This window comes from Thomasclavelia saccharogumia DSM 17460 (assembly GCF_000686665.1).
In the GTDB taxonomy this organism is placed as follows: Bacteria; Bacillota_I; Bacilli_A; order Erysipelotrichales; family Coprobacillaceae; genus Thomasclavelia; species Thomasclavelia saccharogumia.
In genome coordinates this window covers 1-12344 of the sequence record NZ_JMLH01000013.1, presented here as the reverse complement: position 1 = coordinate 12344, position 12344 = coordinate 1, and the positions used below count along the sequence as shown (strand labels likewise).

General features: G+C 30.0%; 10 protein-coding genes and 1 pseudogene. All 11 read left to right on the top strand.

What is annotated here, in order from left to right; genetic code table 11:
• Positions 1–30: 30 nt before the first annotated feature.
• Entirely contained in the window at positions 31–1305 is a 1275-nt protein-coding gene (gene leuC, locus BR82_RS0104440; RefSeq protein ID WP_027089194.1) for a 3-isopropylmalate dehydratase large subunit, read from the top strand.
• The gene (gene leuD, locus BR82_RS0104435; protein ID WP_027089193.1) at positions 1305–1784 is read left to right on the top strand and encodes a 3-isopropylmalate dehydratase small subunit; all 480 of its coding nucleotides are present in this window, start codon (positions 1305–1307) and stop codon (positions 1782–1784) included. The genes leuC and leuD overlap by 1 nt, the downstream gene beginning before the upstream one ends.
• Before the next feature lie 5 nt (positions 1785–1789).
• Positions 1790–2878, top strand: coding sequence for a 3-isopropylmalate dehydrogenase (gene leuB, locus BR82_RS0104430; RefSeq protein ID WP_027089192.1), 1089 nt, complete (start codon positions 1790–1792; stop codon positions 2876–2878).
• Between the two features lie 13 nt (positions 2879–2891).
• A complete protein-coding gene (gene ilvD / locus BR82_RS0104425) occupies positions 2892–4568 on the top strand; it encodes a dihydroxy-acid dehydratase (protein ID WP_027089191.1) in 1677 nt (558 codons plus the stop codon).
• 20 nt (positions 4569–4588) lie between these two features.
• Entirely contained in the window at positions 4589–6268 is a 1680-nt protein-coding gene (gene ilvB, locus BR82_RS0104420) for a biosynthetic-type acetolactate synthase large subunit (protein ID WP_027089190.1), read from the top strand.
• An 822-nt stretch (positions 6269–7090) separates the two neighbouring features.
• On the top strand, positions 7091–7696 hold the full coding sequence (locus tag BR82_RS16265) for a hypothetical protein (protein ID WP_027089188.1): 606 nt from the start codon (positions 7091–7093) through the stop codon (positions 7694–7696).
• A gap of 449 nt (positions 7697–8145) precedes the next feature.
• Positions 8146–8391, top strand: coding sequence for a hypothetical protein (locus BR82_RS0104405; RefSeq protein WP_027089187.1), 246 nt, complete (start codon positions 8146–8148; stop codon positions 8389–8391).
• A gap of 1042 nt (positions 8392–9433) precedes the next feature.
• Positions 9434–10174: a hypothetical protein gene (locus BR82_RS0104395; RefSeq protein WP_027089186.1), complete on the top strand. Its 741-nt coding sequence runs from the start codon at positions 9434–9436 to the stop codon at positions 10172–10174.
• 1 nt (position 10175) lies between these two features.
• Positions 10176–11144 (top strand): hypothetical protein, encoded by a 969-nt coding sequence (locus BR82_RS0104390; protein ID WP_027089185.1) that lies wholly within the window; start codon positions 10176–10178, stop codon positions 11142–11144.
• A gap of 242 nt (positions 11145–11386) precedes the next feature.
• Entirely contained in the window at positions 11387–12031 is a 645-nt protein-coding gene (locus tag BR82_RS0104385) for a LytR/AlgR family response regulator transcription factor (RefSeq protein WP_027089184.1), read from the top strand.
• A 109-nt stretch (positions 12032–12140) separates the two neighbouring features.
• Positions 12141–12344, top strand: a pseudogene (locus BR82_RS0104380) (hypothetical protein); the annotation flags it as partial.

Below are 12344 nucleotides of genomic sequence, written 5' to 3'. Positions count from 1 at the left end.
ACAAAGGTCAAGATAAGGGGGATTATAATCATGGCAATGACTATGACACAAAAAATTTTAGCAAAACATGCTGGTTTAGATGAAGTTGCAGCTGGACAATTGATCGAGGCAAAACTTGATGTTGTCATGGCTAATGACATTACCGGACCAATGGCGTTACCAATTTTTTATCAAATGGCAGACAAGGTTTTTGATAAAGATAAAGTTGTATTAGTGCCAGATCATTTTACGCCAAATAAAGATATTAAATCAGCAGAAAATTCTAAAGCAATTTTAGATTTTTCTAATAAGCAATGTTTAACTCATCATATGGAACAAGGTAAATGTGGTGTTGAACATGCGATTTTACCAGAAAAAGGGATCGTTGTAGCTGGAGAATGTATCATTGGAGCGGATTCTCATACATGTACTTATGGTGCTTTAGGAGCTTTTTCTACTGGAGTCGGTACTACTGATATCGCAACCGGAATGGCAACTGGAGAACTTTGGTTCAAAGTTCCTAGTGCAATTAAATTTGTTTTAACTGGAAAACCTTCGCAATATATAAGTGGAAAAGATATTATTTTACATATCATTACGAAAATTGGAGTTGACGGGGCTCGTTATAAAAGTATGGAATTTGTAGGCGAAGGAATTCAATATTTAACTATGGATGATCGTTTTACGATTTGTAATATGGCAATTGAAGCTGGAGCTAAAAATGGAATTTTTCCAGTTGATGCTTTAACAATTGATTATATGAAAAATCATTCTACTAAAGAATATACAATTTATGAAGCTGATGAAGATGCTGATTATGATGAAGTGATCGAAATAAATTTAAGTGAAGTAAGACCAACTGTGGCATTCCCGCATCTTCCAGGAAATGGTCATACGATCGATGAAATTGAAGCAATGGATAAAATTATGATCGATCAAGTAGTGATTGGTTCTTGTACTAATGGTCGTTTATCTGATTTACGTAAAGCAGCAGCAATTCTTAAAGGAAAAAAAGTTGCTAAAAACGTTCGAGTAATGGTCGTTCCAGCAACACAAAAAATCTTTATTCAATGCATCCAGGAAGGTTTAGCAGAGATTTTTGTTGAAGCTGGATGTGCTTTTAATACACCAAGCTGTGGTCCTTGTATGGGTGGTCATATGGGTGTAATGGCCAAAGGTGAAAAATGTGTTTCAACGACTAATCGTAATTTTGTTGGGCGTATGGGTGATACTGAAGCATTGATTTATTTAGCTTCTCCAGAAGTAGCAGCAGCTAGTGCTATTGCTGGATATATCGCAAATCCTGAAAAAGTAGGTGAAGAGTAATGAAAATATATAAATATGGTGATAACGTAGATACAGATGTAATTATTCCTGCTCGTTATTTAAATTCGTTTGATGCTAAAGAGTTAGCTAGTCATGCAATGGTGGATATAGATCCTGACTTTGCTAAAACAGTTGAAGATGGTGATATTATTGTTGCGGGAAAGAACTTTGGATGTGGTTCTTCTCGAGAACATGCACCATTATGTTTGAAGACAGCAGGAACTAAATGTGTAATTGCGGAAAGTTTTGCACGTATCTTTTATCGTAATTCAATCAATATTGGCTTTCCAATCATGGAATGTCCTGAAGCAGTAGCGGGTATTGATCAAGGTGATGAAGTAACTGTTGATTTTTCATCGGGTTTAATCACTAATGTTACAAAAGGGCAAACTTATCAAAGTCAGCCGTTTCCAGAATTCTTACAAAAAATGATTGAAGTTGATGGCTTAGTCAATTATGTAAATAGTAAAAAGGGGTAAGAATCATGGAAAAAAATATTGCAGTAATTAAAGGTGATGGAATTGGACCAGAAATCGTTGGTGAAGCGATGAAGGTTTTAGATGCTGTTGCTAATAAATATAATCATAAATTTAACTATACGCAAATTTTAATGGGTGGGGCATCAATTGATGTACATGGTGTCCCCTTAACTGATGAGGCATTAGAAGTTGCCAAAAATAGTGATAGTGTTTTATTAGGATCAATTGGTGGTGATACAACTACTTCACCCTGGTATAAATTAGAACCTAGTCTTCGCCCTGAAGCTGGGTTATTAAAAATTCGTAAAGAGCTAGGGTTATTTGCAAATTTAAGACCAGCTGTTTTATATGATGAATTAAAAGGAGCATGCCCATTAAAAGAAGAATTAACTGAAGGTGGGTTTGACATGATGATCATGCGCGAACTTACAGGGGGATTATATTTTGGAAAGCGTTCAACTAAAGAAGAAAATGGTGAATTAGTTGCTCGTGATGCGATGAGTTATAGTGAAACAGAAATTAAAAGAATTGCTAAGCGAGCATTTGATATTGCGATGAAACGTAATAAAAAAGTTACTAGTGTTGATAAAGCAAATGTTATTGATACTTCAAGATTATGGCGCAAAGTTGTAAGTGAAGTAGCTAATGACTATCCTGAAGTAACTTTAGAACATATGTTAGTAGATAACTGTGCAATGCAGTTAGTTAAAGATCCTAAACAATTTGATGTTATTTTGACAGAAAATATGTTTGGCGATATTTTAAGTGATGAAGCAAGTATGGTGACAGGATCGATCGGGATGTTATCAAGTGCTTCTTTAAGAGAAGATAAATTTGGGATGTATGAACCAAGTCATGGTAGTGCTCCAGATATTGCTGGTAAAAATATTGCTAATCCGATTGCGACGATTTTATCGGCGGCAATGATGCTTCGCTATTCATTTGATTTAGATCAAGAAGCTAAAGATATAGAAGAAGCAATTGAAAAAGTCTTAAAACAAGGATATCGGACTGCCGATATCATGTCAGAAAATAAAACAAAAGTAGGAACTAAAGAAATGGGTGACTTAATAGTTGCTAATTTAAAAAAATAAAGGGGGAAATAAGATGCGTAGTGATAATGTAAAAAGCGGAACTGAAAGAGCGCCACATCGATCATTATTTAATGCCTTAGGATATACTGATGAAGAATTAGAACGACCATTGATAGGGGTTGTAAATTCATATAATGAAATTGTTCCAGGGCATATGAATCTTGATAAAATTGCAGATGCTGTAAAAAAAGGAATTTATTTAGCTGGTGGGGTGCCAGTTGAGGTACCAGCTATTGCCGTATGTGATGGAATTGCAATGAATCACACAGGAATGAAATATTCATTAGTTACTCGAGAATTAATTGCTGATAGTACAGAAGCACTAGCAACAGCACATCAATTTGATGGTTTAGTTATGATTCCTAATTGTGATAAAAACGTACCTGGTTTATTAATGGCAGCAGCTCGTTTAAATATTCCAACTGTTTTTGTATCAGGAGGACCAATGTTAGCAGGGCGTAAAGTAGATGGGAATAAAACATGCCTATCTTCATTATTTGAAGCTGTTGGTCAGTTTAATGCTGGTATGATAACTGAAGAAAAACTTCATGAAATTGAGCAAAAAGCTTGTCCAACTTGTGGATCATGTTCAGGAATGTATACCGCTAATTCAATGAACTGCTTAACTGAAGTTTTAGGAATGGGTCTTAAGGGAAATGGTACGATTCCCGCTGTATATAGTGAAAGGATTAGGTTGGCTAAGCATGCCGGAATGCAGATCATGGAGTGTATTAAAAAGAATATTAGACCACGTGATATTATGAATGAAAAAGCTTTTCATAATGCATTAACTATTGATATGGCGTTAGGATGTTCAACTAACTCAATGCTTCATTTACCAGCTATAGCTCATGAAGCTGGAGTTGAATTAAATTTAGAAATTGCCAATGAGATTAGTAAAAAAACACCGAACTTATGTCATTTAGCTCCAGCTGGAGACACATTTATGGAAGATTTAAATGATGCTGGTGGTGTCTATGCGGTAATGAATGAAATTAATAAACTTGGTTTATTATATACTGATATTATGACGGTAACTGGTAAAACAGTTGGTGAAAATATTAAAGGATGTGTAAACTTGAATCCTGAAATTATTCGTCCAGTTGAGAAACCATATGCGCCATTTGGAGGAATTGCGGTCTTAAAAGGTAATTTAGCGCCTAATGGAGCTGTAGTAAAGCAATCAGCAGTAGCTCAGGAAATGATGGTTCATAGTGGACCAGCCCGTGTTTTTGATAGTGAAGACGATGCTATCGCGGCAATTAGAGCTGGTAAGATCGTTAAGGGTGATGTTGTTGTAATTCGTTATGAAGGTCCAAAAGGAGGACCAGGAATGCGTGAGATGTTATCACCTACAAGTGAAATTGCAGGAATGGGATTAGATAAAGATGTTGCTTTGATTACTGATGGTCGTTTTTCTGGAGCTACTAGAGGAGCTTCGATTGGACATGTTTCTCCAGAAGCAGCTTCAGGTGGACCGATTGCATTAGTTGAAGAAGGCGATATTATCAATATTAATATTTTAGAACATTCAATGAATGTTGAAGTAAGTGATGAAGAATTGGCTAAACGTAAAGCTAAATGGCAGCCAAGAAAACCAAGAATTACAACAGGATATCTAGTAAGATATGCGTCAATGGTAACTTCTGCTGATCGTGGAGCAATTCTTGAAGCTAAAGAAGAAAAATAAATGATAAGGAGGGAATTGCTATGAAGTTAACAGGTTCGGAAATTGTTGCAGAATGTTTGATCGAACAGGGTGTAGATACTGTATTTGGTTATCCAGGGGGGACGATTTTAAATATTTATGATGCATTATACAGATATCAAGATAAAATTCATCATATTTTAACATCTCATGAACAAGGGGCTGCACATGCGGCTGATGGATATGCTAGAGCAACAGGAAAAGTTGGAGTATGTATGGCAACTTCAGGACCCGGGGCGACTAATTTAGTTACAGGGATTGCTACAGCATATATGGATTCAACTCCTCTTGTGGCAATTACTGCTAACGTAGCTGTATCACTGTTAGGGCGCGATAGTTTCCAGGAAATCGATATTGCTGGGGTGACAATGCCAATTACTAAACATAATTTTATTGTTAAAGATATTAATGAATTAGCTCCAACAATTCGTAAAGCTTTTCAAATTGCTAAAGAAGGACGTCCAGGGCCAGTATTAGTTGATATTACTAAAGATGTTACAGCAGCTACAATTGATTTTGAGCCATGTGTACCGGATGTAATTGAACCACGTCGATATACATATGGATCACAAGAGATAGATCAGGCAATAAAAATGATAGAAGCTAGTGAAAAGCCTTTTATCTTTGTTGGTGGTGGGGCCATTGCTAGTGATGCATCTAATGAATTAAAAGAATTTGCGGAAAAAATTGATGCTCCAGTTACTGATTCATTAATGGGTAAAGGTGCTTATGATAATACTCGTCCTCGTTATACAGGAATGATTGGGATGCATGGTACTAAAGCTTCTAATTTTGGAGTTAGTAGATGTGATTTGTTGATTGCTATTGGTGCTCGCTTTTCTGATCGCGTTACTGGCGATACTAAACGCTTTGCTAAAGATGCTAAAATTATTCATATTGATGTTGATGCGGCTGAAATTAATAAAAATGTAATTGTTGATTTAGGAATTGTTGGGGATGCTAAGAGTGTATTAACAGAATTAAATACAAAACTTACAAGACAAAATCATCCTCAGTGGTTAAAAGAAGTTCGTGATTTAAAAGAACAATATCCTTTAAACTATGATAGTGAAGGGTTAACAGGACCATATATTATTGAACAAATAGATTATTTGACAAATGGTGAAGCTATCATTTGTACTGATGTAGGACAACATCAAATGTGGGCTGCTCAATATTATCGCTATAAACGCCCTCGTCAATTCGTTTCATCAGGTGGAGCGGGAACGATGGGATTTGGTTTAGGGGCTGCTATGGGCGCTAAACTTGGTAATCCTCATCAAACAGTTTTCAATATTGCTGGTGATGGCTGCTTTAGAATGAATATGAATGAATTAGCAACATTAAGTCGTTATAATATTCCAGTAATTCAAGTAGTTATTAATAATCGAGTGTTAGGAATGGTTCGTCAATGGCAAACATTATTCTATGGTCAACGTTATTCAAATACGATTTTAGCTGATAAAGTTGATTTTTGTAAAGTTGCTGAAGGTTTAGGATGCAAAGCAATTAAAGTTACAACGAAAGAAGAATTAGTTCCTGCTATTAAAGAAGCAATGGAATATGATGGACCAATTGTAATTGAATGTATAATTGATAAAGATGATAAGGTATTCCCAATGGTTGCACCAGGGGGACCAATTGCTGAGGCATTTGATGCTACTGATTTAAAAAATAAATAATGTTTTAAAAGCTATAGACCATGGTTTATAGCTTTTTTTGACCGATGAATCCTTAAATTTAACCGTTGGATTAAAAAGCATCATAATGAGAAACAATTGATGTATAATAAAGATAAGTAGAATACCATTATAATTTTCCAATAATAGTTAAGTAAAATATGTAAAGAAGGTGAAAAAATGCGGAAGGTAATTATATATGTAATATTATTTGATATTGCAGTTTTTCTTTCGTATTTATATCTTTATATTGCTAATTTTTTCTATTATATGGTATCTGAGGTAATGTTTCTTTGTTTGTTTGTATTTATATATATAGTTTTAATTTTTCCAATTATTCTTTTGGTTTTAAAAAAAATTAAAGAAATTTTGATTGAAAAAACATAGTTAATAAATTCGCTTCGTTGAGTATAAATATAATATTTTTAAATGATTTACGAGTTTTGATAAGCAGTGTTTGAAGTAATTATATGACTTGTTAATTTAAGATAAAAGATAAACAGAATAAAACTAGGTAAAGAAAGTTATTTAAATGAACATGATCTTATTAAAATAAATAACAGTTTTTGGGACTTTAGCTGACTTTTGAAAATTTATTACATTTATGAGATGTAGGTTTATTAGAGTTATGACCTTAATGATAGAACCAGTATACTTGGATAAATTAGATTTATAGTTATTGTGAGCTTCGAAAAAATATAAAATTAAAGTTGCAGAAATAGTGTTATTCATAATTATGATTAGCTTGTAATTACAAGTAGAAAGGAATGTGAGGTTAATATGAAAAGGAAATTATTATGATTTATAACATGTATTTGTTTATCATTGAGTTTATGTACTGTTACTATAACAAATGTTGAAGCAGGAGCGGGTTTATCGTTTGCAAAAACTGCATTATGGTATATTTTAAAAAAAGCATCAACTGCTTTTTATTCTAGAAGCCCAAGTATTGAAATTGGAGATAATTATGTTTGTTCAAATACTGGTTCTATTTATTTTAATCAAGGAAATACAGGAGCAGCAGCTAAAGTTTCAGTAGATCTTCCTTGGTCTAGAATGGCTGTTGATGCATATGCTAAAACGGACATGTTAAACTGGTCTGATAAAATATCTGTTATTCTTACAACACCTGATGGAAAAAGAGATGTTATTAATAAATCAATTACTCAAGGACAGTTAGCAAGTTATGACTCTGCAAATCCATATGGTACATATCAATTAAGATTTGTTGAAAATGATGCAAGTAAATGGATATGTTATTATACATTATATGATTTCAACTACGTTTTAAGATTTGGGGTAAGAAAAGCAGTAACTACTGAAGGGAAAATGGTTGAATATATTATCACAGAGGATAATACAAAAGTTTATACTATTAGATCTAATTATCAAATAAATAGTCCTAAATCTTTTAATGGTAAGGGTACTTAGTATTGTAGACTTGTCAAATCAATTTTATGATTAAGCTACTCAAACGTATGTAAATGACTTGAAAGATTATAATATAGGAGACATAATATATTTCCAAGATATGAGAGTGATAGTAGTACTAGTTTTATTTTTGATAATAAAGACTATTCTACTGAATGGAAATTTAATGGTAATTTAACTAATCAATATCAGGCTAATGATATAATTAGATTAAAATTTAAAGTAGTTGAAGAATATTTATCAAATGACCATATTTTTAAAAATATAGATTATATATATAATGGAATTAATTTAGAGAATGGTTATCCTAACATAAGTGATTATTTGTGGTAAAGTGATAGTGTAATATATAATATGAGAACTGAAAATCAATAGTATCTTTACAAAATAAACTTGTTTGAAAGATTAAATGATAAGGTGAATTTTAAAATGAAGGAGAGGGGTATATTTTGAAAAAAATTGTTGAGAATATTAATAAAAAAACAACTTCAAAAATATTAGTCAATATTTTGTATGCAGCTATATCTATGTTAATTGGATTTATTTTTGTTTTAATATCTATAACTATTAATGCTTGTGGTATTCGTTTTGCTGGTGAGAATTTTTCTACATTTTTAATACAAGGATTTATAGTGTTTTCTATAATATTCTTTATAAAGTTTAAATCAATAGAAAAAGACCAAAAGATGAAATAAAGGAAACTATTACTTTAAATATTTATACTTCAGTACAATATCATTAAGTTAGATTAATAATCTATAATAATTTAAATATATAAATTATAAGATAAAGGTTGCTATAGAATAAACAATATTTTAAAAGAAGGATGATTATTAAGTTTATAAAAATTAGTCTTAAAAATCTAGTGAGTATATATCTTCTCGAATCAGTTAAAATTTGCAAAAATAACTTAAGATTTTAATTAAAAGAGACTTCTAATAATGTGAGATATTGTTAATACCATGTTATTAAAGAGGTCTCTTTTTTAATCTAATATTTTGTTATTTAATTTTAAAAATTAGTTTATTTAACTAAAAAAGTGTTAGAAATATTGTTTTTTCCTAGTCATAGTTTCATTGCATTTTGAACACTGACAGCTGTATCCTTGATTCTCTTTACCTAAAAACGCTTCCAGTATTCATTCGATTCCTTCTTTTTCAATAACCACATCTCTTGTATTCCATCGGTCAGATTGATTGTTTACTTTCTTTTTATGCTCATAACTGTATTTTACTTTGAGAATATCTCTTAAAATCATTATAATACCAAAAAGGATGATAGGCATTTAAAAGGCACTATCACCCAGGTGGACAAAATTTATTTTGTCCTTTTATGAAACTGTAAAATAATTATTTATTCAGTACAGCTCTTTTTTAACCGATGGATCTTTTAATTAAGCCGTTGAGTCAAAAAAAATAAAAAACTGAATTAAATCATCTATAATAGAATTATCAAATATCAGTTAACTGGGAAAATAGTGAGAGAGGTGATAAAAATATTACTAATGCTATTTTATCTATTATGAATTATTTTTTTGTATTTCTTTGAATTGTAGATTGAGGATATTTATTAGAAAAATATATATTTTTCTTATTATTATTAAAACATTATAGTTTTATTGCTTTGTTAATATTAAATTAATGCATCAGCATATAATTTATAATATTGTTTGCATGTTTTGATAAATCATTATTTAGTAAATATAAAAAATATACAGGGAAAGGAAGTAAAATTAAAATGCTAAAAAAAGTATTATTTGTTGTTTTGATATTAATAGCAGTCTGTGTAGTTGATATTGATGGTATAAAAGCAGATAACAATATATATACTAATGATAGAATTCCAGAAATTATGGAACCATATACAGAGATTGAGTTTATCAGTGACAATAAGTATAAAATTATTAAAGGGAGTATAGAGGAGTCTATAGAAATAGAACCTGTCAATAGTACACCAAGACCTCAAAAAGGAATGAAAATAACTTATGCAAGTGATGGATTAATTCAAACGATTTTATTAGAGAACAAAACAGAACCAGATTATTTTGGACTAAATGATGCATTTAATGAAAATATGGAAATTATGCCATTTGTGGATTTTACTCCTGATTTACCATTAGGAAGACCATTTGCAAAATGGGGTTCTGCCAATAATGCTTTATATCAATTAGGAGAATGGGTTTATGGACATGGAAGAGCAACAACATTTAATGATGAATATGGACAATCAAATATAAAAAACTATAAGGGTTCTGTTGCTACGAAACTTGCTTATGATAATTGTCCAGTAAATACAGTTATTAGTGTGACCGGAAATACAGCCGATGGATCTGAAAAGATTGTTAGTATGGTAAAAACAGATGCTGGTGGAATGCCCAATGCTGTACTTGATATTTGGAAAACAGGAGTTGAATTTTGGGGATATAAATGGAGTTCCTCTTTTAGTATGCCTCAAAAAGTAATCTATAGACATCGCTAATATGAAAAAGAACAAAGTAATATTTATATTTATACTAAATCTAGTTTTTTTTACTAGTTGTAAATCTAATGAACCGGTAGATATTAGCGAGCCCGAATTAATAAATAATGATTATATTACTTTTACATTAACTATTGATGTAAATAATGAATTACTGAGTGAAATTTATCAATTTAATTTGAGTGATGAAAAAGTTATTAAGATAGCAGAAATACCTTATACATCTCAATATCCATTAACAGTTTATAATAAAAAGAATGATATTGTTTATTATACAGCAAAAGATAATAGTGGTAATTTTGATCAAATATTTTCTTATAATGTAAAGACAAAAAAAATCACGCAATTAACTGATAGTTTTTATGCAATAAATTATATTATACCATTTGATTCGCAAATTTTTATTGCCGGAGCCTCAAAAAATAAAGATAATATTGTGGTTACACCATATATTTATGACTTAGAAAATAACGAATTAAAAGATATTGGCTGGGATAATGATTTTAATATTTCACTCGTTAATTTTAATCCAGGTTCAAATGAATTTATTGTATCTGGGTATTCGTTATCAAAAAATTTGGAAAATATTACAAATCAACAAAACAATATTCCTTATATAGAACCAACAAATTATATATTTAGTATCGATGAAGGAGAACATTCATTGGTATATGAAACACAAGAATTTATAAAATCAGTAGCTATAAATAATAAAAATTATTTTTTTGCTGATAATAAACAAAATTTATTTAAGTTAAATTTAAATAGAAATATTCAAAAAATTTTATTAAATGATATTAAATTTGAAACAATAATATATATTACAGAAGATAATAATACGATTTATTATTTATATGATAAAGAAATACATAAATTTAACATCATTAAAAATATTGATACAGTAATTTATAAAGATAAAAGAGAAAAATGTAAAATTAATAATGCGATGATTTTATCATTTAGAGATTAAAATTAAGCTAAAAGATATTTTATATTTAATAATTGATAATTAAAGATAAGAGATTAAAAATACTGTACTTTAACAGTAATATAAAAATCTCTTTTTTATGCTTTAATAAGGTATAAAAATATGAATCTATGCTAGTTATTTATATGATTATTTTAAAAATTCATTAATAAAATGCCATGAATTATAAAATTAATTGAAATAGATAAGATTTATTGATAGAATAAAACGGGGAGGGGATAAGGGTGAAAATAGCTATTTTAGATAGTGATAAACATTTTTGTAATAAGATAAAAAAATTAATAATAGAAAATAGTCAAGTTAGTGGGTTTGATATTGATATATATGAAAATCCACATCTTTTTTTAGAAAAGAAAAATAATTATGATTTATTGTTTTTAGAAATGGATTTACCAGGAATAGATGGAATTAATGTTGCTAGAAAATTGAAAAGCAATCAAATAATAATTGTTTTTCTTGCTAAATCATATAATCGAATTATAGAAGCAATCGGGATAAATATTGCAGGTTATATAATAAAAAATCACTTAGAAGTAGAACTTAAAAATATTTTAAAAGAAGTTTTTGGTTATATGAATAATAATCAAATAATTATTCCGACAAAAAGAAATGATGTTTATTTTTATGATTCTGCTGAAATATTATTTTTTGAATATATGAATAAACATTTATATGTTTATAAAAAAAATGGAAATGATGATTTAGGATATATACCAATCAAAGAGATTATTAAAACATTACCAACACAATTTGTACAGGTAAATAAAAATCAAATTATAAATATTGATAAGATAGCTTTTATGAGAGGGATGAAGATAAAATTAAGACATAGTAATGTAATAATAGAGGTTAGCAGGAGAAAAAGATAATATGAAGTGACCTCCTAAGTTGTCAAAACGTGGATTACGATTCATAATAAGATTTGTAAAAAAAACAAAATTATGAAAGTCGATACCATAACGACAATAGGAGGTCACTATGAAAAGTATAATCTATATTGGGATGGATGTCCATAAAAATACGTACAGTTTATGCGGAATCAATTCATCAACAGGAGAAGTTATTGCACAGACAAAATGTGCTGCTGAAGTAAAGAATATTCTTAAATTTATTAAGTCAGCTAAAGAAAGAATGAGTGAAGAAAATGAGGTGGATATTTTAACAGGATATGAAGCCGGATGT